General features: G+C 63.0%; 23 protein-coding genes. 18 read left to right on the forward strand and 5 right to left on the reverse strand.

Annotated elements, in window-relative coordinates; genetic code table 11:
- The first annotated feature begins 201 nt into the window (after positions 1-201).
- The 7 genes from A9D15_RS11940 to A9D15_RS11970 all read left to right on the forward strand — a co-directional run bounded on the left by A9D15_RS11940 (position 202) and on the right by A9D15_RS11970 (position 9,428).
- Positions 202-1,791 carry a phosphoenolpyruvate carboxykinase gene (locus tag A9D15_RS11940; protein ID WP_066765310.1) on the forward strand — a complete coding sequence of 530 codons (1,590 nt, stop codon included), beginning with the start codon at positions 202-204 and terminating at the stop codon, positions 1,789-1,791.
- A gap of 470 nt (positions 1,792-2,261) precedes the next feature.
- Positions 2,262-3,362 carry a phenylalanine--tRNA ligase subunit alpha gene (pheS, locus tag A9D15_RS11945; protein ID WP_066765312.1) on the forward strand — a complete coding sequence of 367 codons (1,101 nt, stop codon included), beginning with the start codon at positions 2,262-2,264 and terminating at the stop codon, positions 3,360-3,362.
- Positions 3,359-5,758, forward strand: coding sequence for a phenylalanine--tRNA ligase subunit beta (gene pheT, locus A9D15_RS11950; protein WP_066765314.1), 2,400 nt, complete (start codon positions 3,359-3,361; stop codon positions 5,756-5,758). Before pheS ends, pheT begins: the two co-directional genes overlap by 4 nt.
- Complete coding sequence (locus tag A9D15_RS11955; protein ID WP_066765316.1) at positions 5,755-6,663, forward strand: aldose 1-epimerase family protein; 909 nt, start codon at positions 5,755-5,757, stop codon at positions 6,661-6,663. Before pheT ends, A9D15_RS11955 begins: the two co-directional genes overlap by 4 nt.
- Positions 6,664-6,667: 4 nt before the next feature.
- Positions 6,668-7,411, forward strand: a complete 744-nt coding sequence (locus tag A9D15_RS11960; protein WP_066765318.1) for an SDR family NAD(P)-dependent oxidoreductase — start codon at positions 6,668-6,670, stop codon at positions 7,409-7,411.
- 16 nt (positions 7,412-7,427) lie between these two features.
- Positions 7,428-8,948, forward strand: coding sequence for a peptide chain release factor 3 (locus A9D15_RS11965; protein ID WP_066765319.1), 1,521 nt, complete (start codon positions 7,428-7,430; stop codon positions 8,946-8,948).
- Positions 8,949-8,951: 3 nt separating this feature from the next.
- On the forward strand, positions 8,952-9,428 hold the full coding sequence (locus A9D15_RS11970) for a YtoQ family protein (RefSeq protein WP_066765320.1): 477 nt from the start codon (positions 8,952-8,954) through the stop codon (positions 9,426-9,428).
- Between the two features lie 10 nt (positions 9,429-9,438).
- On the opposite strand, the gene A9D15_RS11975 is transcribed toward A9D15_RS11970, so the two are convergent.
- Positions 9,439-10,401 carry a quinone oxidoreductase family protein gene (locus tag A9D15_RS11975; RefSeq protein ID WP_066765321.1) on the reverse strand — a complete coding sequence of 321 codons (963 nt, stop codon included), beginning with the start codon at positions 10,399-10,401 and terminating at the stop codon, positions 9,439-9,441.
- Between the two features lie 20 nt (positions 10,402-10,421).
- Positions 10,422-11,537, reverse strand: a complete 1,116-nt coding sequence (locus A9D15_RS11980) for an acyl-CoA dehydrogenase family protein (RefSeq protein ID WP_066765323.1) — start codon at positions 11,535-11,537, stop codon at positions 10,422-10,424.
- Positions 11,538-11,665: 128 nt separating this feature from the next.
- Between A9D15_RS11980 and A9D15_RS11985 the strand changes: the two genes are divergently transcribed.
- The 8 genes from A9D15_RS11985 (at position 11,666) to A9D15_RS12020 (ending at position 19,417) form a co-directional block, all read left to right on the forward strand.
- Complete coding sequence (locus A9D15_RS11985; RefSeq protein ID WP_066765324.1) at positions 11,666-12,436, forward strand: helix-turn-helix transcriptional regulator; 771 nt, start codon at positions 11,666-11,668, stop codon at positions 12,434-12,436.
- 190 nt (positions 12,437-12,626) lie between these two features.
- Positions 12,627-13,019: a Zn-ribbon domain-containing OB-fold protein gene (locus A9D15_RS11990; RefSeq protein WP_066765325.1), complete on the forward strand. Its 393-nt coding sequence runs from the start codon at positions 12,627-12,629 to the stop codon at positions 13,017-13,019.
- On the forward strand, positions 13,019-14,164 hold the full coding sequence (locus A9D15_RS11995) for a thiolase family protein (RefSeq protein WP_066765326.1): 1,146 nt from the start codon (positions 13,019-13,021) through the stop codon (positions 14,162-14,164). The genes A9D15_RS11990 and A9D15_RS11995 overlap by 1 nt, the downstream gene beginning before the upstream one ends.
- A 1-nt stretch (position 14,165) precedes the next feature.
- The gene (locus A9D15_RS12000; RefSeq protein ID WP_066765327.1) at positions 14,166-15,374 is read left to right on the forward strand and encodes an acyl-CoA dehydrogenase family protein; all 1,209 of its coding nucleotides are present in this window, start codon (positions 14,166-14,168) and stop codon (positions 15,372-15,374) included.
- A gap of 26 nt (positions 15,375-15,400) precedes the next feature.
- Positions 15,401-16,387, forward strand: a complete 987-nt coding sequence (locus tag A9D15_RS12005; RefSeq protein WP_066765328.1) for a thiamine pyrophosphate-dependent dehydrogenase E1 component subunit alpha — start codon at positions 15,401-15,403, stop codon at positions 16,385-16,387.
- 16 nt (positions 16,388-16,403) lie between these two features.
- Positions 16,404-17,417 (forward strand): alpha-ketoacid dehydrogenase subunit beta, encoded by a 1,014-nt coding sequence (locus A9D15_RS12010; protein ID WP_066765329.1) that lies wholly within the window; start codon positions 16,404-16,406, stop codon positions 17,415-17,417.
- A gap of 13 nt (positions 17,418-17,430) precedes the next feature.
- Positions 17,431-18,870, forward strand: a complete 1,440-nt coding sequence (locus A9D15_RS12015) for a 2-oxo acid dehydrogenase subunit E2 (RefSeq protein ID WP_066765331.1) — start codon at positions 17,431-17,433, stop codon at positions 18,868-18,870.
- A 10-nt stretch (positions 18,871-18,880) separates the two neighbouring features.
- Positions 18,881-19,417, forward strand: coding sequence for a VOC family protein (locus tag A9D15_RS12020; protein ID WP_066765333.1), 537 nt, complete (start codon positions 18,881-18,883; stop codon positions 19,415-19,417).
- Positions 19,418-19,476: 59 nt separating this feature from the next.
- Here the strand turns inward: A9D15_RS12020 and A9D15_RS12025 are convergent, their stop codons facing one another.
- From A9D15_RS12025 to A9D15_RS12035, 3 genes are read right to left on the reverse strand one after another with little or no spacing between them, the layout of a single operon-like run.
- The gene (locus tag A9D15_RS12025; protein WP_066765335.1) at positions 19,477-20,544 is read right to left on the reverse strand and encodes a phosphotransferase; all 1,068 of its coding nucleotides are present in this window, start codon (positions 20,542-20,544) and stop codon (positions 19,477-19,479) included.
- Positions 20,537-21,736: an acyl-CoA dehydrogenase family protein gene (locus A9D15_RS12030; protein ID WP_066765337.1), complete on the reverse strand. Its 1,200-nt coding sequence runs from the start codon at positions 21,734-21,736 to the stop codon at positions 20,537-20,539. Before A9D15_RS12030 ends, A9D15_RS12025 begins: the two co-directional genes overlap by 8 nt.
- Positions 21,737-21,740: 4 nt before the next feature.
- Complete coding sequence (locus tag A9D15_RS12035; RefSeq protein ID WP_066765339.1) at positions 21,741-22,139, reverse strand: nuclear transport factor 2 family protein; 399 nt, start codon at positions 22,137-22,139, stop codon at positions 21,741-21,743.
- Positions 22,140-22,278: 139 nt separating this feature from the next.
- Between A9D15_RS12035 and A9D15_RS12040 the strand changes: the two genes are divergently transcribed.
- The 3 genes from A9D15_RS12040 to A9D15_RS12050 all read left to right on the forward strand — a co-directional run bounded on the left by A9D15_RS12040 (position 22,279) and on the right by A9D15_RS12050 (position 24,186).
- The gene (locus A9D15_RS12040) at positions 22,279-22,629 is read left to right on the forward strand and encodes a Rieske (2Fe-2S) protein (protein WP_066765340.1); all 351 of its coding nucleotides are present in this window, start codon (positions 22,279-22,281) and stop codon (positions 22,627-22,629) included.
- Positions 22,630-22,744: 115 nt separating this feature from the next.
- On the forward strand, positions 22,745-23,173 hold the full coding sequence (locus A9D15_RS12045) for a nuclear transport factor 2 family protein (protein WP_066765342.1): 429 nt from the start codon (positions 22,745-22,747) through the stop codon (positions 23,171-23,173).
- Positions 23,174-23,175: 2 nt separating this feature from the next.
- The gene (locus A9D15_RS12050; protein WP_066765344.1) at positions 23,176-24,186 is read left to right on the forward strand and encodes an NADP-dependent oxidoreductase; all 1,011 of its coding nucleotides are present in this window, start codon (positions 23,176-23,178) and stop codon (positions 24,184-24,186) included.
- Position 24,187: the final 1 nt, after the last annotated feature.

Genomic DNA, 24,187 nt, shown 5'->3' on the forward strand with positions numbered 1-24,187 from the left:
CCCGTTTGACCTGTCGTAATCGCTCGACTATGCGCAAACGGCGGGTCCGGTTGCTACGACCGGACTGACCCGGAGAGAGGGAGAATCACCGGGGCTATTGCTCGAACATTCGTGACGAGCCCGTATTTGTCGCGGCGCAGACTGGCGCCACTTCGCCCCCGTTCGCGTGAGGACGGGCCGGGGGCCTGACAGGAGAGAGACGTGTCGCTCAATACGCCGCTTGAAGCCCAGGGAATCGAAACCGGGGCCAAAATCCATTCCAACCTGGGTACTGCCGCCCTTGTCGAACACGCGCTTGCGAACGGTGAGGGCCGTCTTGCCGCGCATGGCCCGCTGGTCGTCGACACCGGCCGTTTCACCGGCCGCAGCGTCAAGGACAAGTTCGTCGTTCGCGACGAGAAGACCGAAGACACCATCAACTGGGGCAAGATCAACCAGCCGATGAGCGCGGAGCACTTCGCGAACCTGAAGGCCGACTTCATGGAAGCGCTGAAGGAGCAGGAAACGCTCTACGTCGCCGACCTGTTCGGCGGTTCGCAGCCCGAATACCGCGTCAACGTGCGCGTCATCAACCAACTGGCCTGGCACAATCTGTTCATCCGCACCCTGCTGGTCCGTCCGACCACTGAAGAGCTGGCGGATTTCGTGCCGGAATACACGATCATCAACCTGCCCAGCTTCAAGGCCGATCCGGCCCGCCACGGCAGCGTGTCCGACACGATGATCGCCGTCAGCTTCACCGAAAAGCTGATCCTGATCGCCAACACCGAATATTCGGGCGAGATGAAGAAGGGCGTATTCGGCCTTCTCAACTACCTGCTTCCCGAACAGGGTGTCATGCCGATGCACTGCTCGGCCAATGTCGGTCCGGACGGCAAGACCGCGATCTTCTTCGGCCTTTCGGGCACGGGCAAGACCACGCTTTCGGCCGACGCCAGCCGCACGCTGATCGGCGACGATGAACATGGCTGGTGGGATTCGGCGGTCTTCAACTTCGAAGGCGGCTGCTATGCGAAGATGATCGACCTGTCGGCAGAGGGCGAACCTGAAATCTACGCGACGACGAAGATGTTCGGCACGATCCTCGAAAACGTGGCGATGGACGAACAGACCCGCGAGATCGATTTCACCGACACTTCGAAGACCGAGAACACGCGCGGTGCCTATCCGATCGAGTACATTCCGAACACTTCGGAAAAGAACCTCGGTCCGGTCCCGTCGAATGTCATCATGCTGACCGCCGACGCATTCGGCGTTCTGCCCCCTATCGCGCGTCTTACGCCCGATCAGGCGATGTATTACTTCCTGTCGGGCTATACCGCGAAGGTCGCAGGCACGGAGATCGGCGTGACCGAGCCGCAGGCGACGTTCAGCACCTGCTTCGGCGCGCCTTTCATGCCGCGTCACCCCAGCGTCTATGGCAACCTCCTTAAGGAACGCATCGCACAGGGCGGCGCGCAGTGCTGGCTGGTCAACACCGGCTGGACCGGCGGCCAGTACGGCACCGGAAGCCGTATGCCGATCAAGGTGACCCGCGCGCTGCTCAATGCCGCGCTCGACGGCTCGCTGAACAACGCCGAGTTCCGCAAGGACGAGAACTTCGGCTTCGAGGTTCCGGTCGCAGTGCCGGGCGTCGACAGCCAGATCCTCGACCCCCGCGCGACGTGGAGCGACAAGGAAGAATATGATCGCACCGCGCAGAAGCTGGTGCAGCTCTTCGTCGACAACTTCGCCGACTTCGAAGCGCACGTCGATGAAGGCGTCCGCAAGGCTGCGCCGACCGCCGCCTGATCGGACAGATCATCGACATGCTAAAGCGCCCCGGGCCGATGGCTTGGGGCGTTTTTCGTTTCTCGCGGTGGGTGGATTCGGGGCCGGAAAATCAAAAAGGCGCGGGGAGCTTGCCACTTCCCCGCGCCTTCGTGCCCCCGGGGTGTCGAATTGCCGGTCCCCCAACCTGCATTTCGACGTTCCGAGCGTCCGCCGGATCTGCGACCCAAAAACCGACGACCTGTTAACCAACTCCTCGACCGCGTTCTGAACGATTGCGCGTCGCGGGTCAGTGATTTCGAGCACAGGTATGAACACCGCGCGCGGCTCGTGGCAATGGGATCGGGATTTTCATACGGCAATTGTCATAAGTAGGGCGGATTAGTTGCTGCCCCGGTTCCAAACCGTCCCAAGGCGGGGCATTGCGGTGATCGGCGGCAGTGCCTAGAGAGCGCTCCCGAACCTGCAAATTCCCTAAGTTGACGGAACCGATGGCCGATACCGATTCTCTGCTTGCCGAGGCCCTGGCGAAAATCGCCGAGGCGGACACGCTGGACCTGCTCGAACAGCACCGCGTCGCCTTTCTGGGCAAGAAGGGCAGCATTTCCGCGCTGATGAAGACGCTGGGCGGGATGAGCCCTGAAGAGCGATCGGAGGCTGGCGCACGCTTCAACGTGCTGCGCACCGAAGTCGCCGATGCACTCGCTGCGCGCAAGGTCGCGCTCGAAAGTGCGGCGCTGGAGGCGAAGCTTGCGTCCGAAACGCTGGACCTATCGCTCCCCGCGCCCGAAGCTTCAACCGGTTCGGTCCACCCTGTTTCGCAGGTCATGGACGAACTGGCAGAGATTTTCGCCGACATGGGCTTTGCCGTCGCGACGGGGCCGGAGATCGAGGACGACTGGCACAACTTCACCGCGCTCAACATGCCGGAAAGCCATCCGGCACGCGCGATGCACGACACGTTCTACTTTCCGGATTCCGACGAGCAGGGCCGCTCGATGCTGCTGCGCACGCATACCTCGCCGGTGCAGATCCGCTCGATGCTGAAAGAAGGCGCTCCGCTGCGGATCATCGCGCCGGGCCGCGTGTACCGTTCGGACAGCGATGCGACGCACACGCCGATGTTCCACCAGATCGAAGGCCTTGTGATCGACAAGGGAATTCATCTCGGCCACCTCAAATGGACGCTGGAAACCTTCCTGAAGGCCTTCTTCGAGCGTGATGATATCGTCCTGCGCCTGCGCCCCAGCTACTTCCCGTTCACCGAGCCTTCGGTCGAGGTCGACGTCGGCTATTCGATGGAGAAAGGACGCCGCGTGGTCGGCGGTTCGGGCGACGATGAAGGCCATGCATGGATGGAAGTGCTCGGCAGCGGCATGGTCAATCGCAAGGTCATCGAATTCGGCGGGCTCGATCCAGATGAGTGGCAGGGCTTTGCCTTCGGCACCGGCGTCGACCGGCTCGCCATGCTGAAATACGGGATGGACGACTTGCGCGCATTCTTCGACGGCGATCTGCGTTGGATGAAGCACTACGGTTTCGCGGCGCTCGATGTGCCCACCCTTTCCGGCGGCGTGGGAGTTTCGGCATGAAATTCTCGCTCTCCTGGCTGAAGGACCACCTCGAAACAGAAGCGACTGTCGCGGAAATCGCGGCTAAGCTGAACGCCATCGGCCTTGAAGTCGAAGGTATCGAAAACCCGGCAGAGGCGCTCGCGGGCTTCCGCGTGGCCAAGGTGTTGACGGCGGAAAAGCACCCCGATGCGGACAAGCTGCAGGTGCTGTCGGTCGATCTGGGTGACGGGCAGCCGTTGCAGGTCGTATGCGGCGCCCCCAATGCGCGTGCAGGGATGGTCGGCGTCCTAGGCACTCCGGGCGCGGTCGTTCCTTCAAACGGCATGGAAATGCGCAAGGCCGCGATCCGCGGTGTCGAATCGAACGGCATGATGTGTTCGAGCCGCGAGCTCGACCTCGGCGACGATCACGACGGCATCATCGAGCTTCCCGAAGGCGCGCCGATCGGCGCCGAGTTCGCGACTTTCGCCGATCTTGACGATCCGGTCTTCGACCTGTCGATCACGCCGAACCGCCCCGACTGCATGGGCGTCTATGGCATCGCCCGCGATCTGGCGGCGGCTGGCCTCGGCACGCTGAAGCCGGTGGCCGATACGGTCCATGCGGGCAGCTACCCCTGTCCGGTCGAGATTCGCAGCGACGACCGCGACGGGTGCCCCGCGTTTTTCGGCCGCACCATCAAGGGCGTGACCAACGGACAGAGCCCGGCCTGGATGCAGGCGCGCCTGAAGTCCGCGGGCCAGCGCCCGATTTCCGCGCTAGTCGACATCACCAATTTCGTGATGCTGACGTACGGGCGCCCCAGTCATGCCTATGACATCGCCAAGCTGTCCGGCCCGGTCGTCGCGCGCCGTGCCAAGGCGGGTGAGGGCGTCACCGCGCTCAACGAAAAGCACTATCTGCTCGACGACAGCATGACCGTCATCGCGGACGACAACGGCGTCCACGATATCGCAGGCATCATGGGCGGTGAACATTCGGGCTGCGGCGACGATACCAGCGACGTTCTTCTCGAAGTCGCCTACTTCGACCCGGAACGCATCGCCCACACGGGACGAACGCTCAACTTGACGAGCGATGCGCGAAGCCGGTTCGAGCGCGGGGTCGATACGGACTTTCTCGGCACCGGTCTTGAAATCCTGACCGGCCTGATCCTCGACATCTGCGGAGGCGAGGCGAGCGAGGCGGTTCACGTCGGCGCAGCCCCTGCGGGCGGCAAGGTCGTCCGCTACGAACTGGGGCTGGCCGAAAGCCTCGGCGGTGTCGCGGTGCGCGAGGACGAGCAGCGCCGTATCCTGACCGCGCTGGGCTTCGAGATCGCTGAGATCGAGAACCATTGGGCCGTGACCGTGCCGAGCTGGCGTCCCGACGTCGACGGCGCGCCCGACATTGTCGAGGAAGTGATCCGCATCCACGGTCTGGACGACGTCCCCTCGGTCGCGCTGCCGCGCGGTGAAGGCGTCGCCAAGCCGACCGCGACCCCGATGCAGAGCCGTGAGCGCCGCGCGCGCCGCGCCGCTGCCGCGCGCGGGCTGCACGAGGCGATCACCTGGTCGTTCCTGCCGATGGCCGAGGCCGAAGCCTTTGCTGACGAACCGCTCTGGATTCTGGCCAATCCGATCAGCGAGGACATGAAGGCCATGCGCCCCTCGCTCATCCCCGGCCTGCTCATGGCGGCACAGCGCAACATGGCGCGCGGTGCCGCTTCGGTCCGCCTATTCGAGGTTGGTCGCCGATACTTGCGCGGCAAGGGCGGCGCGAGCGACGAGCGACTGACACTGGGCGTCGTGCTGGCGGGTGAGCGCACCGGGCGTTCATGGCAGTCCGGCAAGGCACAGGGCTTTGACGCTTTCGACGCCAAGGCCGAGGCGCTGGCCCTGCTCGAAGCCGCAGGTGCGCCGGTCGGCAACCTTATGGTCATGGGCGAGGCGGGCAGCCAGTATCACCCCGGCCAGTCGGCCACGCTGCGCCTTGGCCCCAAGAACGTTCTTGCGCGCTTCGGCACGCTGCACCCCTCGGTCGCCAAACAGTTCGATCTTGAAGGCGCAGTCGTCGCGGTCGAGATCGATCTCGAAGCGATACCGGCGAAGAAGGGCGCGGCCACGTTCACGCGGGCCAGCTACACGCCGCCCTCGCTTCAGCCCGTGTCGCGCGATTTCGCGTTCCTCGTTCCTGCCGATCTTCCAGCAGGCGATCTGGTTCGCGTGGTTAAGGCTGCGGACAAGAAGCGCATCGTCGATGCCCGCCTGTTCGATGTCTTCACCGGACAGGGCGTGCCCGAGGGGCAGAAGTCGCTTGCCATCGAAGTCACGATGCAACCGGTCGAGGCGACGTTCACCGATGCCGACCTCAAGTCGGTCAGTGACGCGGTGACGGCGGCGGCTGCCAAGCAAGGCGCGACGTTGCGCGGATGAGCGAGGCTGTTGCCATCGGATCGGGCGAGCTGACGGCGCGCATATCGCCGCTTGGCGCCGAACTGGTATCGATCACCGATGCCGGCGGGGCCGAGTGGATGACCGATGGCAATCCCGAATTCTGGACGGGCCGTTCGCCGATCCTGTTCCCCATCGTGGGCGAACTGGCGGGCGGCAAGCTGCGGCTGGACGGGGCGGAATACGATCTTGCGCGGCACGGTTTTGCCCGCAAGCGCGTATTCGAGCGCGTTTCGCATGACGATGGTGCGGTGCTTTTCCGTCTCTCCGACGATGAGGGAACGCGCGCCGTTTTTCCGTTCGCCTTTGATCTAGAGCTTTTTTACGAGATCGAGGACACCACGCTCGGCATGACCGCGACGGTCCGCAACACCGGCAATAGTGCGATGCCCTTCAGCATCGGCTTCCACCCGGGCTTCGCCTGGCCGCTGCCCGGCGGCGGTGACAAGCGGGATCACTCCGTGCGCTTTATCGAGCGCGAGGGCGGCCCGATCCGTCGTCTCGATGGCGACGGCCTGCTCTGCTTCTACGAGGATACGCCGGTCGTCGACCGCAGGATCGCGCTCCATTCCGGCCTGTTCCGCGCCGACGCGCTGATCTGGGACCGGTTGGAAAGTCGCAGACTGTGCTACGAAGGGGCGGCGCCGGAAGGCGAGGGGGCGAGCCCCGCGTCGATCCAGATGGCCTTTCCCGATTGCCCGATGCTGGGCATCTGGCAAAAGCCGGGTGCAGACTTTATCTGCCTCGAACCGTGGGCAGGGCATGCGGACCCCGTGGGCTTCGACGGCGATTTCCGCGAAAAACCCGGCGTCATGGAACTGGAACCGGGCGCCGAACGCTCGTTCCGGGTAAGCGTCACGATCACACCCGCCGTTTCAGGAGAATAGACCCATGCCGACCGCACTCGTCACCGGAGCGACTTCGGGCATCGGCGCGTCTTGTGTGCGCGAATTTATCGGCGCGGGCTGGAAGGTCGTGGGCACGGGCCGCAGGGCGGACCGGCTCGAAGCGCTGCGCGAGGAAATGGGCGACGCCTTCATGCCCTGCGTTTTCGATGTGCGCGACGAAGCCGCCCGCGACGCTGCGCTCGACGCGCTGGACGGCGATTTCGCTCAGATCGACTGCCTCGTAAACAATGCCGGCCTTGCGCTTGGCATGGCGGCGCCATGGGAAGCCGATCTGAATGACTGGAAGACGATGATCGACACGAACGTCACCGCGCTCGTCTCGATCACGCGCAAGCTTCTGCCGATGCTGGTCGAACGCAAGGGTGCGATCATCAATATCTCGTCGGTGGCGGCGACTTATCCCTACAAGGGCGGCAACGTCTATGGCGGGACGAAGGCCTTCGTGCGCCAATTCAGTCTTGGCCTGCGCTCCGACCTCAACGGCACGGGCGTTCGCGTCGCCTCGATCGAGCCCGGAATGGTGGAAACCGAATTTACCGTCATTCGCAACGGCGGCAATCAGGAGGCGGCCGATGCCTTTTACGAAGGCGTGAACCCGATGACCGGCGATGACATCGCCGAAACCGTCCTGTGGGTTGCGACCCTGCCGCCGCATCTCAATATCAACACGCTCGAACTCATGCCGGTGAGGCAGGCCTTCGCCGGTTTCTCGGTCGAGCGGGAATAAGCAAAGCACAATCAAGATGGCCGAACGCCGCACTTTCGCGATCATTTCGCACCCTGACGCCGGTAAGACGACGCTTACCGAGAAACTGCTGCTGACCGGCGGCGCGATTCACCTTGCCGGCGAGGTGAAGGCCCGCGGACAGGCGCGGCGCGCGCGTTCGGACTGGATGAAGATCGAGCAGCAGCGCGGCATCTCGGTTACATCCTCGGTCATGACGTTTGAGCGGGACGGCATCACCTTCAACCTGCTCGACACCCCGGGTCACGAAGATTTCTCCGAGGACACCTATCGCACGCTGACCGCGGTCGATTCCGCGATCATGGTGATCGACGCGGCAAAGGGCATCGAGCCGCAGACCCGCAAGCTTTTCGAGGTCTGCCGCCTGCGTTCGGTGCCGATCATCACGTTCGTGAACAAGGTCGACCGCGAAGGGCGCGAGCCATTCGAGCTGATGGACGAAGTAGCCGACATGCTGGCGCTGGACGTGTGTCCGATGACCTGGCCGGTCGGTATGGGCGGGCGGTTCGAAGGCATTCTCGACCTTGCCAGCGGCTCGGTCGCGCGGCCCGAGGGGCCGTCGAAGGAGTTTCTCGGCAAGATCGATACCGATGCGACGATCCCTGAAGAATTCGCCGAACAGGTCGAACTGGCCCAGATCGGCTATCCCGAATTTGACGTCGACGCCTATCGCGCGGGCGACCTGACGCCGGTCTTCTTCGGTTCCGCACTCAAGAACTTCGGCGTGACCGACGTGATCGAGGCGATCGCCACCCATGCCCCGCCGCCGCGACCGCAGCCGAGCGAGGCAGGTCCGGTCGAGCCGACCAAGGACGAGGTTTCGGGCTTCATCTTCAAGGTGCAGGCCAACATGGATCCGCAGCACCGCGACCGTATCGCTTTCATGCGACTGGTGTCGGGTACGTTCAAGCGCGGCATGAAGCTGACGCCGTCCGGCCTTGGCAAGCCGATCGCGGTCCATTCGCCGATCATGTTCTTCGCGCAGGACCGCGAGATCGCAGATACCGCCGAACCGGGCGACATCATCGGCATCCCCAACCATGGCACCTTGCGCGTCGGCGACAGCCTGTCGGAAAAGAACGACATCCGCTTTACCGGCCTGCCCAACTTCGCGCCCGAAATCCTGCGCCGCGTGAAGCTTGCCGACCCGACCAAAACCAAGCAGCTGAGGAAGGCGCTCGACGATCTGTCGGAAGAGGGCGTGATCCAGGTCTTCTATCCCGAGATCGGTAGCCAGTGGGTCATAGGCGTCGTCGGACAGCTTCAGCTCGACGTGCTCATCAGCAGGCTTGCGGCAGAATACAAGGTCGACGCCAGCCTCGAACCCGCTCCTTTCGCGACCGCGCGCTGGGTGAAGGGCGATGAGAAGAAGATCGACGAGTTCGCTGGCTTCAACCGCGCCAACATGGCGAAGGACCGTGACGACGATCCGGTCTTCCTCGCCAAGTCGCCGTGGGACGTGGGCTACCAGCAGGAAAAGAACCCCGACCTGACCTTCAGCACCACGAAGGAGCGATAAGCGATGGAACGCACCTGGAACGTCTATCTCTCGGGCGAGATCCACACCGACTGGCGCAGCGAGATCGAGGATGAGGCAAAGCATCGCGGGTTGCCGATCCGCTTTTCCGGTCCGGTGACGGACCACCCCGCATCCGACGATTGCGGTGTCGCGATCACGGGGGCGGAGGACAACAAGTTCTGGCACGACCGCAAGGGTGCGCAAGTGAACGCGATCCGGACGCAGACGCTTATCAAGGACGCCGATGTCGTCGTCGTGCGCTTTGGCGAAAAGTATCGCCAGTGGAACGCTGCGTTCGACGCGGGCTATGCCGCCGCGCTTGGCAAGGCGATTATCGTCAACCACGACGAGAGCCTGACCCATCCGCTGAAGGAAGTTGACGCCGCCGCACTGGCCGTGGCGGAAACCCCGGCACAGATCGTCGACATTCTCGACTACGTGATTACCGGCAGGCTCGCGGGCTACACCGACAAGCGCTGAACGGGCTTCTTCAGGGACGCATCACCACGCGTCCGAAGGGGTGCTGCGTTGCCACGAATTCGTGGGCCTCGCGCACCTCGGACAGGCGGAACTCACGCTCGATCGGCAAGACGAGCGCGCCGCTGGCAACGTCGGCGAAAAGGTCTTCCAGCAGTTGGTGAACGCGCGGCGTGTGCATGTCACGCCCGAACGAGATGCCGGTCACCTGCATCGCCTTGCGGATCAGTTCGAAGAAATCGAAGCTGGGCAGGGTGCCTTCCGCAGCGCCAATCACCGAGTAACGGCCATGTGGGCGCAGCGCCTTTACCAGCAGGTCCTTGCCCTTGCCGCCAGCGAGGTCGAGCACGAGGTCCACGCCTTTGCCTCCGGTAATCTCGCGGCAGCGCGCGGCGATGTCCTCGTTCCTGTAGTCGATCCCGTGTTCTAGGCCGAGCGGACGGATACGGTCCAGCCGCGCCTCGCCCGACGCGGTGCCGATGACTTGCGCTCCGGCGCGCGCAGCCAGTTGCACCGCCGACAGGCCGACACCGCCCGCAGCGCCCTGGACCAGTACGAACTCGCCCGCTTTCAGCCCGCCATATTCGAACAAGGCATCATGCGCGGTGCCGAAGGCGATGGGAACGATCGAGGCCTGCCGCAAGTCCATGCCCTCGGGCACGGGGTAGGCGTAGTGTTCGGGAACGGCGAAAAATTCTGCGTGGCTGCCGTTCCAGTCGAAGGCGACGACGCGGTCACCCGCCTTGAAGCGGGTGACTTCGTTGCCCACCGCCTCGACAATGCCAGCGGCCTGATAACCGGGGATGTGATGGTCCGAAGAAGGCGCCGCGTGGATGCGGTTGAGCAGGTCACCGCCCTCGATCGAGATCCACTCGACTCGGACGAGTACCGTCTTCGGACCGACTTCCGGATCGGGAATATCGCCATAGTGGAGGACCTCGGGCCCTCCGTTCTCGCCATACCATGCTGCTTTCATGTGCCTTGCCGCAGTTGCGATCAGGAGGCGAGCGCGTAGCGGTCCAGCGTGCTGAGCGGCGGTTCGGGCCAGCGCGATAGGACCAGCAGGCGCTTGTGCCCCTGTCCGATCGAAAGCTCGTCCGTCACGCCCATACCGCCGTGGAACTGGATCATCTCGTGCCCCAGTTCGAGCGAGGCATCGGAAATGAAGGCGCGGGCGCCGTCGACATTGCGGATAAAGCCGTCCTCACCGTCGCTCACGATCGCGAGTTCGACCAGTGCGCGTGACTGTTCCAGGATCGCGTATTGCTCCGCCATGCGGTGCTGCAGGACTTGGAACTTGCCGAGCGGTGCGCCGAACTGTTCGCGGGTGCGCAGATAGTCCAGCGTTTCGGCGAACATGCATTCCATGATGCCAAGCGCTTCTGCCGAGCGGGCAAGGTTTGCCAGTGCATCGGCGCGTTCGAAGCCGTCCGGGTTGCTCGCGAGGCGGGCCGAGGCCGGAACGGTGACTGCTGAAAGCGTGAGCGAGGCGGTCCACGTACCGTCGGAAAAACGCCACTGCGTGATGGTCAGGCCATCGGCGTCGGCCGGGACGAGGAACCATGCCCAGCCGTCGTTGTCGGTCGCATCGCCGCTTTCGCGCGCGCTGACGAGGTAGGCATCTGCCTGAGCGCCGGCGATCGCGTAGATCTTCTCGCCGTCGAGGACGAAATCCTCGCCGTCCTGCTTCGCGGTCGTCTCGATCCAGAGGCTGCCGTCGCGCGATCCGCTTTCGATGGAGGCAATGGCCATCCGCTTTTCACCCGAGAGCAGGGCAGGGAGCCATTCTTCCTGCACTGCTTCCTCCGCACCGGCGGCCAGATAGAGACCGGGAAGAACGCAGCTTTCGAGAACGGGTTCGACCACGATGCCGCGGCCCAGCGCCTCGAAGATGACCGCAGTCGCGGTCGCGTCGAGACCGAGGCCGCCCGCTTCTTCCGAAAAGGGCACGGACATGACGCCAAGTTCGGCCAGCAAGGACCAGTTCTCGGCGCTGAAGCCTGCGGTTTCGGTCAGATAGCCACGGCGGCGCTCGACGTCGTAACGGTCCGCGACGAACCTTTCGACGACCGCCTTGAGCATTTCTTCGTCTTCGTTGAGGTCGAAATTCAAGGGTCACTCCTTCTCCGGTTCGATGCCTAGCAGGAATCAATCGAGGCGGAGGCTCTGCAAAGTGTTAGGGATTGCGTCATTGTCCTGACAGAATCAGGAGGTTATCGTCCTGTGGACGAGAGGAAGCCATGGCCCAATTCACGATCGACAAGCTGGACGAAGTCCGAATTCGCAAACCCGAAGATATTGTTCGCGCCGCAAAGGCGCTGGCCGATATCGCTGCGGCAGAAGGGATGAAGGCCGCCCCCGCGCACGACATCGCGGACAAGCGCACCCCCGTCGATATGGAGGGCAACGTCCTTGCGTCCACAGTGTTTGGCTGGCCCGACACCGACGACGTGTGGTGGCGCAATCCGCGTATTGCACTCGAATCGCCGATCACGTCGGCCTGCCGGTTCGAGAACGAACCGTTCTGGGTGAACGCGGAAGGATTCCATCTGCCTTCGCCGAACAAGTATCTCGAATCGATCGATCTTTCGAACTTCGAGGCGCGCGCCCGAACCCGCGCGGCCATCGTCGTGCCGGTTCACATGGCGTTCGGCCAGATCGGCGCCGTCAGTTTCGATTTCGACGATCCGGAAAAGGTCGATCTCACCGAAGATTTTGCCCGCAACGGCGACAAGTTCGGGATCTACGCGCGCGCGTTCATCGAAAGCTACACGCGCGTCATGGGTGCGATCCAGGCGCTGCCGCCGGGTTCGCGCCTTTCGAAGCGCGAGGTGGAGTGCCTGCGCTGGGCCGCCATCGGCAAGACCGACATGGAAATCTCGATGATAATGTCGCGCAGCCGCGCGACCGTGCGTTTTCACATCCACAACGCCTCGACAAAGTTGAACGCGGTGAACCGCAGCCAGACCGTCTTCAAGGCGGCCCAGCTCGGCTATATCTCGCTCAACTGATCGCGGATTTCGTCGAAAATTCAGCCATCCGTTGCTTTTGCGGCGTGTCGGCGCGCGCCTTTCGGAATCGCGACCTGCGACATGTGCCTAGCGTTTTTAGGAGCCTGCGCAGGTCCGCCGATTGCGCTTTAAGCGGTATGACACAAAGCGACTCAAATCGGCACTGACGTCGATGCCGGAGGGGAGACAGATGAAAGCGATCGCCGAAGGCCTATTCACGAGCGAGCCCGAACCGCGCCTTGTCGGCGGGAAGGATCGCGAGAGCGGCCGTATCGTATTTCCCTGCCCCGTGAACGACCGTTTCGAACCCGTTCCCCTGTCGCGCAGTGGTACCTTGTGGAGCTACACCATCCAGCGTTTCCGACCGAAAAGCCCGCCTTATGCCGGGCCCGAAGCGTTCACCCCGTTCCCTGTCGCCTATGTCGAGCTGCCCGGCGAAACCATCGTCGAGGCCCGGCTGGTCGACGTCGACTTCGACGATATCGAGATTGGCATGCCGCTTGAATTCACGACGACCCCACTCGACCCCGATGCGGCCGAACCGGTCCTGATCCCGGCGTTCCGTCCGGCGGAGGCTGCGTAATGGGCGACGTTTTCGTACTGGGTGTAGGCATCCATCCCTTCGGTCGGACCGAAGGCATGTCTGGCGTCGACCAGGGAGTCTTCGCGGTGCGCCAGGCGCTCGGCGATGCAGGGCTGGAATGGAAGGACGTCCAGTTCGCATACGGCGCGTCGGATGCGGCGGGCAATCCCGACACGATGGTCGACCAGCTCGGCCTGACCGGCGTCCAGTTCATAAACGTGCGCAACGGCTGCGCGGCTGGTGGCTCGGCGCTGTTCTCGGCGCAGATGGCGATCAAGTCGGGCGAATGCGACATCGGCCTTGCGGTTGGTTTCGACAAGCACCCGCGCGGGGCGTTCGATGCCAAGCCGTCCGAATACAACCTGCCCGAATGGTACGGCGATGCCGGCTACATGGTCACGACGCAGTTCTTCGCGAACAAGATCATGCGCTATATGCACCTTAACGGGATCAGCCGCGAAACGCTTGGCCGCGTGGCCGAAAAGGCGTTTCGTAACGGAGAGAAGGCGCCACACGCATGGCGCCGCCAGCCGGTGCCGCTGGAAGACATTCTAGAGGCTCCGATGGTTTCGGACCCCTATTCGAAATACATGTTCTGTTCGCCCGCCGAAGGGGGCGTCGCGCTCATCCTCGGTAGCGAGAAGAAGGCTCGCGAACTCGGCGTGCCGCTGGTCCGCCTGAAGGCCGCGACGATGCGCACCCGTCCGCCGGGCAGCTTCGAGGTCTTCGCACCTTCCGTCGATATCGAGCGTGGCGGCAGCGCGACCAATATCGCCAGCCGCGATGCCTTCAACATCGCGGGCATCGGCCCGGAGGATATCGATGTTGCCCAGCTTCAGGACACCGAGGCAGGCGCCGAGCTGATGCATATGGCCGAGAACGGGTTCTGCGCCGATGGCGAGCAGGAAAGGTGGCTGGCCGAAGGCCTGACCGAGATCGGCGGCAAGCTTCCGGTCAATACCGATGGCGGCTGCCTTGCCTGCGGCGAGCCGATTGGTGCTTCCGGTCTGCGCCAGGTTTACGAAAATGTCGTTCAATTGCGCGGACAGGGCGGCGCGCGGCAGGTGCCGGGCGATCCCAAGACCGCCTATAGTCATGTCTATGGTGCACCCGGCGTGTCCGCGGTGACCATCCTGGAGCGTTGAGATGGATATCGAGCTGACCCCGGAAGAGGAAAGCTTCCGCCAGGAAGTCCGCGACTTTCTGAAAAACAACCTGACGGACCGTATCCGCGAGGGTGCGGCCAGTTCGCCGACCGTGTTCGTCGAACCCGATATCGGGCAGGACTGGAACGCGGTGCTGAACGAACAGGGCTGGTTGGGTTATCAGTGGCCCAAGGAAGATGGCGGCACGGGCTGGACCCCGGTGCAGCGCTATATCTTCGAGAAGGAATGCGCGCTGGCAGGGGCCCCGAACCTGACCGTGCTGGGCCTGAAGCTTGTCGCGCCGGTTATCTTCAACTTCGGCACGCAGGAACAGAAGGAAAAGTACCTGCCCCGCATCCTCGCAGGCGAGGATTACTGGTGCCAGGGATTCTCCGAACCCAATGCCGGTTCGGACCTTGCCTCGCTGCAGACCCGTGCAGTGAAGCAGGGCGACAAGTACGTTATCAACGGTTCCAAGATCTGGACTACCCACGCGCACTGGGCGAACAAGATGTTCGTGCTCGCGCGGACCGATGCGACCGTGAAGAAACAGGCGGGCATCAGCTTCTTCCTCGTCGACATGAACCAGCCGGGTATCTCGGTGCGCCCGATCCTGACGATGGCGGGCGATCACGAAGTGAACCAGGTCTTCATGGAGGACGTCGAAGTCCCCGCCGGCGACCTTGTCGGTGAAGAAGGGCAGGGCTGGACGATCGCCAAGTTCCTGCTCGAAAACGAGCGCGGCGGTTCCTGCCATGCGCCCAAGCTGTTGTTCGACCTGGACCAGATCGAGGAAATGTCGAAGGATGTGCCCGACGGCCGCGGCGGCAAGCTGGCCGACGATCTCGACTGGCGCCGCCGCATGGCGAAGCTGCGCCTTGGCATCCAGTCGCTCGAGGTGATCGAACTGAAGATCCTCTCGCGCATTGCCAAGGGGCAGAAGCCGGGTCCGCAGACTTCGCTGACCAAGCTGCTGGCATCAAACCTGCGCCAAGATGTCGATTTGCTGGCGGTCGACCTGTTCGGTCCGGCCGGTCTCCAATTGCCGACCGCGCGACCGCTCTATGGCGAGAACGCGCCGGCTCCGTTCCGCTGTGAAAAGGCGCAAGTCGCCGCAGCGCGCTATCTCAACAGTCGTGCATGGACGATCTTCGGTGGTACCGATGAAGTCCAGCGCACGATCATCGCCAAGACGGTGCTTGGCCTCTAACAAAAATTCATACTCGGGAGAGATAAATGCAACTCAGCCGTGAAGACCTGCTGGAGGCCTATCGCAGGATGAAGATCATCCGCGATTTCGAGGATTTCCTCCACGACGAGATCGCCAAGGGCGAAATCGCCGGCTTTACCCACCTCTATGCGGGGCAGGAAGCCGTCGCCGTCGGGGTGTGTGAACACCTGACCGACGATGACAAGATCGTCTCGACCCACCGCGGACACGGCCACTGCCTTGCCAAGGGTTGCGATGTCGAAGGCATGATGAAGGAAATCTGGGGCAGCCGCGAAGGCCTGTGCAAGGGCAAGGGCGGTTCGATGCACATCGCCGACATCGACAAGGGCATGCTGGGCGCAAACGGCATCGTCGGTGCCGGCGCGCCGATCGCGGTCGGCGCAGCCATTGCCGCCAAGATCGACGGCAAGGACGAGAACGGCAACCTCAAGGTTTCCATCGCGTTTTCGGGCGACGGCGCCTGCAATCAGGGCACGACGTTCGAGGCTATGAACATGGCTGTCGTGACCAAGGCACCTGCAATTTTCGTGTTCGAGAACAACCACTATTCCGAGCACACCGGCTTCGAATATGCGGTCGGCACCGACAAGGACATCGCCAGCCGCGCCGAGGCGTTCGGCATGAAGGTCTGGCGCGCCGACGGCACCGATTTCAGCGCGGTTCACGACACCATGCGCGAAGTGCTTGAATATGTCCGTGCGGGTAACGGCCCGGCTGCGGTCGAGTTCGATACCGAGCGTTTCTACGGCCACTTCGAAGGCGATCCGCAGCGTTACCGCGCCAAGGGAGAACTGGACCGCATCCGTGCCGAGCGCGACTGTATCAAGAAGTTCCGCGAGACCGTGACCGAGGCGAAGCTGCTCGAAGGCGAAGAACTCGACAAGATCGACGCCGAAGTCGCCAGCCGGATCGAGAAGGCCGTGGAATCGGCCCGCAAGGCAGAACGACCCACTGCCGAAGACGTCCTTGTCGACGTCTACATCGATTATTGAGCGGGAGAGCGAAACAATGGCACGTAAAATGTATCGCGACGCCGTTCGTGACACCATCTTTGAAGAAATGAAACGCGACCCCAACGTCGTCGTCCTTGGCGAAGACGTCGTCGGCGGCATGGGAACTGCAGGCGGCCCGGAAGCCATCGGCGGCATCTGGTCGACCAGTGGCGGCTTCTACGAGGCATTCGGCCCCGATCGCGTGATCGACACCCCGATTTCGGAAAGCGCCATCGTCGGCGCGGCTGGCGGCCTTGCGCTGTCGGGCAAGCGCCCGATCGCTGAACTGATGTTCGCCGACTTCATCGGCGTCAGTCTTGACCAGATCTGGAACCAGATCGCCAAGTTCCGCTATATGTTCGGCGGCAAGACCAAGTGTCCGGCGATCATCCGCTGTATCTATGGCGCAGGTTACAACGCCGCGGCGCAGCACAGCCAGAGCCCGCACGCGATCCTGACCGGCATGCCCGGACTGAAGGTCGTCATGCCCTCCACGCCGGCGGACGTGGCAGGCCTAATGCGCCAGGCGATCCGCGAAGATGACCCGGTCATCTTCATGGAGCACAAGGCGCTTTACGGCATGAAGGGCGAAGTGCACGACGATCCGGATTACACCATCCCCTTCGGCCACGCGCGCCTGACGCGTGCCGGACAGGATGTGACGATCCTTGCCACTGGCATGATGGTCGGCATGGCCGAGGGTGCTGCCGACAAGCTGGCGGCAGACGGGATAGGCGCGGACGTCATCGATCTTCGCACGACCAGCCCGCTGGATGAGGAAGCGATCCTTGATTCGGTGGAAGTCACCGGTCGTCTCGTCATCGTCGACGAAGCACCGCCGCGCTGCAGCCTTGCGACCGACCTTGCCGCGATCGTTGCGAACAAGGCCTTTGCAAGCCTCAAGGCGCCGATCGAAATGGTCACTGCGCCGCACACCCCGATCCCGTTCGCGCGGGAACTGGAAAGCGCATACCTACCGAACCCCGACAAGATCGAGGCCGCCGTCCGCAAGGCGCTGGCCTACAATTGAGGAGGCACGGATAATGTCTAAGATACGTGCTTTCACGATGCCGAAATGGGGTATCGAGATGACGGAAGGGACCGTCGCCGAATGGAAGTTCGGCGAGGGCGAAGCCTTCTCCAAGGGCGACCTGATCTGCCTGATCGAAACGGACAAGATCACGAACGAGGTCGAGGCCGAATACGACGCGACCGTTCGCAAGATCGTCGTTCCCAGCAGCGATCAGCCCGAACCGGTCGGCGCGCTTCTGGCCGTGTTCGACGACGGCTCTGCAAGTGACGAAGACATCGCCAAGTTCGTCGAGGATTTCGTCCCCGCACAGGGCGGCGTTGCCGAGGGCAAGCAGAAGAAAAAGGAAGGCGAACCCAAGGAAGCCGCGATCGAGGGGCATGAAGACAAGCCCAAGGCGATCACGATCGACACCAACCGCCCGATCAGCCCCGAGGCGCTGAAGCTTGCCGAGGCCGAAGGCGTCGACATCTCTGACATCGAGGGTTCGGGCCGCGGCGGTCGCATCACATTCCAGGACGTGCAGCAGGCTCTGCGCGGACCTTCGACCGCATCACCCAAGGGCACGGCGGTTTTGCCGGACGAAACCGACGTCTTCGCATCGCCGCTGGCGCGCCGCATCGCGGCGATCCACGGGATTGAGCTCGGCTCGATCAAGGGCACGGGTGCGCGTGGGCGTATCTCGAAGAAGGACGTCCTCGCCAAGGTTCCGGAAGACACCGGTTCGTCGGCACCTACGGCTTTCGGTGCTCCGTTCGAGGCCGTGCCGAACGAGGCGAAGGTCATTCCCTTCGACAAGATCCGGAAAGTCGTCGCAAAGCGGCTTACCGCTGCCAAACAGAACATCCCGCATTTCTACCTGCGCGTAAGCGTCAAGGCGGACAAGATGCTGGAATTGCGCAAGACGGCGAACGTCGTGCTGGGCACCAAGGCGTCGGTCAACGACTACGTCGTCATGGCTGCCGCCAAGGCGCTTGCCGCACATCCCGACGTGAATGTGCAACTGCACGGCGAGGAGATCCACTCTTTCCCGCACGCCGACATCGCGGTTGCCGTGGCCAGTCCCAAGGGTCTCGTCACGCCGATCGTGCGCCAGGCGAACCGCATGCGGATCGATCAGATTGCGGCAAAAACCAAGGAATTGGTCGGCAAGGCTGGAGAGGGCAAGCTGGGCTTTGAGGAAATGGACGGCGGTACGTTCACCGTTTCCAACCTTGGCATGTTCGGGATCGAAAACTTCGATGCCATTGTGAATCCACCGCAGGGCGCGATCCTTGCCGTTGGCGGCGCGGAACGTCGGGCGGTGGAAACCGATGACGGCGGTATCGAATTCGCGACGATGATCTCGTTCACCCTCTCGGTCGACCACCGTGCCATCGATGGTGCGGCAGGTGCGCAGTTCCTCAAGACGTTCAAGGGGCTTCTCGAAAACCCCGAAGAACTCTTCGCGTAAGGAGGTTGTGATGCCAAAGGCCAACACCATCGCGGGCATCGGCCCGATCATGCAGAACGCCTACCTGCCGAAGGATTTCGACGCGGCGCTGAAGTACTGGACCGAGACGATGGGTGTCGGTCCGTTCTTCCTGCTCGAAAACATCCGCTTGGGCGACATGAAGTGCATGGGCGAGCCGACGGATGCGATCTTCACCGTCGCTATCGCCTACTGGAACGACATGCAGATCGAACTGGTACGGCCCGACAACGACGCCCCGGCGCACTACACCGGCAAGTACAAGGTGCACGACCGCATGCACCACACCTGTCAGGTGGTCGAGGATATCGAGGTCGCGCGCAAGGCTGTCGAGGACGCAGGCGCGACAATCGTGGTCGAAGGCAAGGTCGGCGAAACCGGCTATGTCATCTATGCCGATCCGGGCTTCGGCGCGGGCGGCATCGTGGAATTCGTTCAGCTTGCCGAAGGCGGCGCTGAATTCTTCGCGATGATGAAGGACGCGGCAGCGAACTGGGACGGCAGCGAACCGGTTCGCAAGCTGGGCTGATCAGGCCGCAAAGCCAGAACTTGAAAGAGCCGCCGGGGTGACCGGCGGCTCTTTTCGTATCAGGAACAGCGTTCCATGGCCTCTGCCGCCAGTCGGGCAAGCCGCGGGAAGGCTTCGGCGCGTTCCCTGGCCTGTGCGTTCGCGGCGGTGCCGCGGATCACGCGGCCCTTGATGCCGTGGAAGATCGCGGCAAGCCGGAAGAACTGGAACGCGATGTAGAAGTTCCAGTTCGGAATGCTCTCACGCCCCATGCGCTCGCAATAAGCGGCGACGTATTCGTCCTCGCTAGGGATGTTCAGCGCCCTCAGGTCCGCACCTTCCAGCCCTGCGACGATATCCGGCGGCATGTGGTACATCATGGCGTGGTAGGCAAAGTCTGCCAGCGGGTGGCCCAGTGTCGACAGTTCCCAGTCCAGCACCGCGAGCACGCGCGGCTCGGTGGGGTGGAAGATCATGTTGTCGCAGCGCATGTCGCCGTGGACCACGGTCGTTTCGTCACCTGCCGGGATGTTCTCCGGCAGCCATGCGACGAGCCGGTCCATGTCCTCGTAGCGGCCTGCTTCCTCATCGGCCAGGTACTGCTTCGACCAGCGACCGATCTGGCGCGCGAAGTAGTTGCCCGGCTTACCATAGTCGCCAAGGCCGACGGCCTCGTAATCGACCTTGTGCAGGTCGGCCATGACCTTGTTCATCGCATCGAAGTAGGCGGGCCGCTCCTCACGGCTCACCTCGGGGAAAGTCGCGTCCCAGAAGATACGGCCTTCTACCATGTCCATCACGAAGAACCACGTGCCGATGACGTCGTCGTCGGTGCAGATGCCGTAGACCTTGGGCACGGGGAAACCGGCCTTGCCAAGCCCGGTCATGACCTTGGCCTCGCGCTCCACCGCGTGCGCGCCTTTGAGAAGTTCGCCCGGCGGCTTGCGGCGCAGGACGTATTTCGCACCCGGCGTCGTCAGCTTGTAGGTCGGGTTGGACTGGCCGCCCTTGAACTGTTCGATCGTCAGCGGGCCGGCAAAGCCTTCGACATTGGCTTCCATCCACGCGGTCAGGCGGCCTAGATCGACCTCGTAACCCTCGCGCACCGGCGTGGTGCCGGTGTTGGCCTCTGCAATCGTCTCAGCCATCTTGTGCCTGCGCGTCGCGCCACTGGCGCTTGATCTTCTTGGCGAGCGACCATTTGTGGACCTCGGTCGGGCCGTCGTAGATGCGGAAGGCGCGGACTTCGCGGTAGACCTGCTCGACGATGGTCTTGTCGGTCACGCCGGTGCCGCCCATGACCTGCACGCAGTTGTCGGCAATGCGCATCAGCGCTTCGGACACCGCGACCTTGGAAATGGAGCTTTCGGTCGTGCCGAGATCGCCGGTGTCGAGCACGCTCGCGCACCAGTAGATCATCAGTTCGGCCTGCTGGATGTCGATCTTGTTCTGGGCGAGCATGAAGCCCACGCCTTCGTGATCGATCAGCGTCTTCCTGAAAGCCTCGCGGCGGCAGGCGTAGTCGGTGGCGATTTCCTGGGCGCGGATGCAGCAACCGAGCCAGCGCATGCAGTGCGACAGGCGGGCAGGCGACAGGCGGACCTGTGCGTACTTGAATCCTTCGCCCGGCTGGCCCAGCAGCTGGTCTGCCGGAACGCGCAGGTTCTCGATCTCGACCGTGGCGTGGCTACCCGGCATCGAGGTGTCGATCGTGTTGGGCACGTCGACGATCCTGATCGCAGGATCGGGCAGGTCGACCAGGAACATGCATGCGCCGCCCTTGGAATCCTCTTCCTCGGACGCGGCCATGACGATGCCGACCTTCGCGCCATCGGCGCCGGTGATGAAGGTCTTCTTGCCGTTGACGACCCAGTGGTTGCCGTCCTTGCGGCAGGTCGTCTTCATCATCGAAGGATCGGAACCGGCACCGCCCCAGTCGGCAGGCTCGGTCATGAAAAATGCGCTGCGCGCGTGGCCCGAGACCATCTGCTTGAGGAACTTGTCCTTCAGCTCGGGCGAGCCGACATGGCCAAGCAGGTACATGTTGCCTTCGTCAGGCGCCATCGTATTGCAGGCCAGCGGGCCGAGCGGCGACAGGCCGGACTTGATGAGGACATATGCCGTCTCGACCTGCGTGAGGTGAGAACCGTCGGGCAAGATGTGCGGGGTCATGACCCCTGCGGCGCGGGCCTTCTCGCGCATCTCGTCGACCATTTCGTCCAGCGGCGCACCGTGGTGGTCGCGCCGGCCGTCCTTCTCATACGGAATGACGACTTCACGGACGAACTTCTCTACCCGCGCGCCGATTTCGAGCGCGCGGTCGGGAACGGCAAAATCCATTTTATCAGGCTTTCTGCATTGCTGCTGCCGCGGCCTTCACGGGCGCGGGATCGAAATAATAGGGCTTGATCTCGCAGACCTTGCCGTCGCGGATCCGGAACATTTCGGTCAGTTCCGCCGGTTCGAGGCCTTCGCCGAAATTCATGCGCAGGATCTTCACGGCAAAATCGCCGCCATAGGTCGATCCGATGACGTCGAGCGACTGCACCTGCAGCATGGCGAACACGTCGGTGAACAAGTCGCGCAGGGCATTGCGGCCCTGGTAGGTGCCGGCCATCGGCAGGCCCTGTGCCTCGGTGATGAGAAGGTCGTCGGTGACCATCGTTGCGACCTTGTCCCAGTCGCCGGCTGCACTCGCGGCGTAGAGGTCGTCGATAAGGGTTTCCACCTCTTGCTGTGTCATCGTATGTCTCTCCCACACTGATTGAACCACCATCTTGTCGCCAATCGGCTCCGCAGGCGATAGCTATCGGAATTGTTAGCGTGAAAGAGCCGGCCCAAGCCGTTAGGGCCGCATTACGCATAGAGAGGATCGAATTAACGTGAGCGAGACCTGGCATCCCCTGATCGCCGAAAGCGATTTTCCCGAGGAAGGCAAACTGGCGACCAAGGTCGCCGGCTGGTACGTCCTTGCCGCGAAGACGGAGGACGGATTTCACGCGGTCAACGATCGCTGCACGCACCAGGCGGCGCTGCTTTCGGGTGGCCGTATCCGTCGCGGCGCGGTGATGTGCCCGCTGCACGGCGCGCGTTTCGAACTGGAAACCGGACGCTGCATCGGCGGTGCCTACAAGGATCTGCGCACGTTTCCGATCCGCGTCGAAGGCGGGCAGGTCGAAGTGTGCATCCCCGACGAGGCCCCGACGATGGAGGAACTGCCTGTCGGGCAATAAGGGCGTCTGGCCGCTCCAGATGCACTTGGCGCGGCCTACCTGCCAGAACGGATAGCTTTCGGCTTTCCCGTCACGCTCTACCCTCTGGTCAACTAAACCACTGGGAGAGAAATTCATGCCTTTCACCGGACCGGACGCGGATCGCCTTGCCATTCGCGACCTCCTCGACGTTTATGCCGACGCGGTCACGCAGCGCGACGCCGACGCATGGGGCGCGACCTGGGCCGAGGACGCCCGCTGGGAAATGCCCGATTATCCCGAATTTCCGCCGCAGGAAGGCCGCGCAAACATCGTCGGCCTCTGGGTTGAGGCGATGAAGCAGTACCCGGGCATCATGTTCCATGCATGGCCGGGATCGATCGAAGTCGACGGCGATACCGCAAAGATGCGCAGCTACACCGCAGAAGTCTACGACCAGGACGGCAAGACCATGCGCGACCGCGGCGTCTATGAAGACGAACTGGTGAAAGTGGACGGCAAGTGGCTGTTCTCACGCCGCTCGTTCCGCAACATCCACCGCCAGCAAGGACCGAAGGGCGTTTGAACATGACGAAGAACCGTTTCTGGCGTCTCGACGATCACCCGCAAGGCGACGATTTCAGCTCTGCGCTCAGCCTGCAGGAGACCGAGCTTGCCCCGCTTCAGGATGGCGAAATTCGCCTGAAGGCCGACTACCTGTCGATGGACGCGGGCACGCGCATGTGGATGGGGCCGCGCGAAGACGGCTACCAGCCGCCATTGCCGATGGGCATTCCGATGGCCGGGCAGGCACTGGGCCGCATCGTTGAAAGCCGCGACGATCGTTTCCCGGTAGGTCGCCTGGTCCGCGTGTTCGGTCAGTGGGCCGACTATTCGACCGTGCGTCCCGACGATTCGTGGGCCGTCCTGCTGGATGAAGACATCGACGATCCGCGCCAGCACTTCGGCGTCCTTGGCCTCAACGGCTGGACCGCGCTTTATGGCACCAAGGACATTCTCGGCGTCAAGGAAGGCGAGAATCTCGTCGTTTCCGCAGCTGCCGGCGCCACGGGCAGCCTTGCCTGCCAGATCGGCCGCAACCTTGGCGCCAAGGTTACCGGTATCGCGGGTGGCCCCGACAAGTGCCGTTACGTGGTCGAAGAACTGGGCGCCGAACGCTGCATCGACTACAAGAACCAGGATGTCGCGGCAGAGCTCAAGAAGATCGACGGCGGCATCAATGCCTATTTCGAAAATGTGGGCGGCCCGATCCTCGATGCGGTTCTTGCCAACATGGCGCTTTTCGGTCGCGTAGCGGTTTGCGGCATGATCGCGAACTATGAAAGCGACGAAGGCGTGCCGGGTCCGAAGAACTACGACCAGGTTCTGATGCGCCGCCTGCGTATCGAAGGCTTCCTGCTTCCCGACGTTCCGGAACGCGGGCCGGAATACAATGCGCTGCTCAAGGGCTGGTACCAGGAAGGCAAGATCACCGTTCCCTTCGACGTGACGAAGGGGCTGGAGAATACGCTGGTCGCCTATAGCCGCATGATGACGGGCAAGAACACCGGCAAGGTCATCGTCGACCTGACGGACTGAT

Origin of the sequence: Croceicoccus pelagius, assembly GCF_001661915.1 — a bacterium.
GTDB lineage: Bacteria > Pseudomonadota > Alphaproteobacteria > Sphingomonadales > Sphingomonadaceae > Croceicoccus > Croceicoccus pelagius.

What these genes read in the sequence shown, in the direction of transcription:
- pheS (WP_066765312.1), top strand. Translation starts at nt 2,262, where the DNA reads ATGGCCGATACCGATTCTCTGCTTGCCGAGGCCCTGGCGAAAATCGCC.
- pheT (WP_066765314.1), top strand. Translation starts at nt 3,359, where the DNA reads ATGAAATTCTCGCTCTCCTGGCTGAAGGACCACCTCGAAACAGAAGCG.
- A9D15_RS11955 (WP_066765316.1), top strand. Translation starts at nt 5,755, where the DNA reads ATGAGCGAGGCTGTTGCCATCGGATCGGGCGAGCTGACGGCGCGCATA.
- A9D15_RS11960 (WP_066765318.1), top strand. Translation starts at nt 6,668, where the DNA reads ATGCCGACCGCACTCGTCACCGGAGCGACTTCGGGCATCGGCGCGTCT.
- A9D15_RS11965 (WP_066765319.1), top strand. Translation starts at nt 7,428, where the DNA reads ATGGCCGAACGCCGCACTTTCGCGATCATTTCGCACCCTGACGCCGGT.
- A9D15_RS11970 (WP_066765320.1), top strand. Translation starts at nt 8,952, where the DNA reads ATGGAACGCACCTGGAACGTCTATCTCTCGGGCGAGATCCACACCGAC.
- A9D15_RS11975 (WP_066765321.1), bottom strand. Translation starts at nt 10,401, where the DNA reads ATGAAAGCAGCATGGTATGGCGAGAACGGAGGGCCCGAGGTCCTCCAC.
- A9D15_RS11985 (WP_066765324.1), top strand. Translation starts at nt 11,666, where the DNA reads ATGGCCCAATTCACGATCGACAAGCTGGACGAAGTCCGAATTCGCAAA.
- A9D15_RS11990 (WP_066765325.1), top strand. Translation starts at nt 12,627, where the DNA reads ATGAAAGCGATCGCCGAAGGCCTATTCACGAGCGAGCCCGAACCGCGC.
- A9D15_RS11995 (WP_066765326.1), top strand. Translation starts at nt 13,019, where the DNA reads ATGGGCGACGTTTTCGTACTGGGTGTAGGCATCCATCCCTTCGGTCGG.
- A9D15_RS12000 (WP_066765327.1), top strand. Translation starts at nt 14,166, where the DNA reads ATGGATATCGAGCTGACCCCGGAAGAGGAAAGCTTCCGCCAGGAAGTC.
- A9D15_RS12005 (WP_066765328.1), top strand. Translation starts at nt 15,401, where the DNA reads ATGCAACTCAGCCGTGAAGACCTGCTGGAGGCCTATCGCAGGATGAAG.
- A9D15_RS12010 (WP_066765329.1), top strand. Translation starts at nt 16,404, where the DNA reads ATGGCACGTAAAATGTATCGCGACGCCGTTCGTGACACCATCTTTGAA.
- A9D15_RS12015 (WP_066765331.1), top strand. Translation starts at nt 17,431, where the DNA reads ATGTCTAAGATACGTGCTTTCACGATGCCGAAATGGGGTATCGAGATG.
- A9D15_RS12020 (WP_066765333.1), top strand. Translation starts at nt 18,881, where the DNA reads ATGCCAAAGGCCAACACCATCGCGGGCATCGGCCCGATCATGCAGAAC.
- A9D15_RS12025 (WP_066765335.1), bottom strand. Translation starts at nt 20,544, where the DNA reads ATGGCTGAGACGATTGCAGAGGCCAACACCGGCACCACGCCGGTGCGC.
- A9D15_RS12030 (WP_066765337.1), bottom strand. Translation starts at nt 21,736, where the DNA reads ATGGATTTTGCCGTTCCCGACCGCGCGCTCGAAATCGGCGCGCGGGTA.
- A9D15_RS12035 (WP_066765339.1), bottom strand. Translation starts at nt 22,139, where the DNA reads ATGACACAGCAAGAGGTGGAAACCCTTATCGACGACCTCTACGCCGCG.
- A9D15_RS12045 (WP_066765342.1), top strand. Translation starts at nt 22,745, where the DNA reads ATGCCTTTCACCGGACCGGACGCGGATCGCCTTGCCATTCGCGACCTC.
- A9D15_RS12050 (WP_066765344.1), top strand. Translation starts at nt 23,176, where the DNA reads ATGACGAAGAACCGTTTCTGGCGTCTCGACGATCACCCGCAAGGCGAC.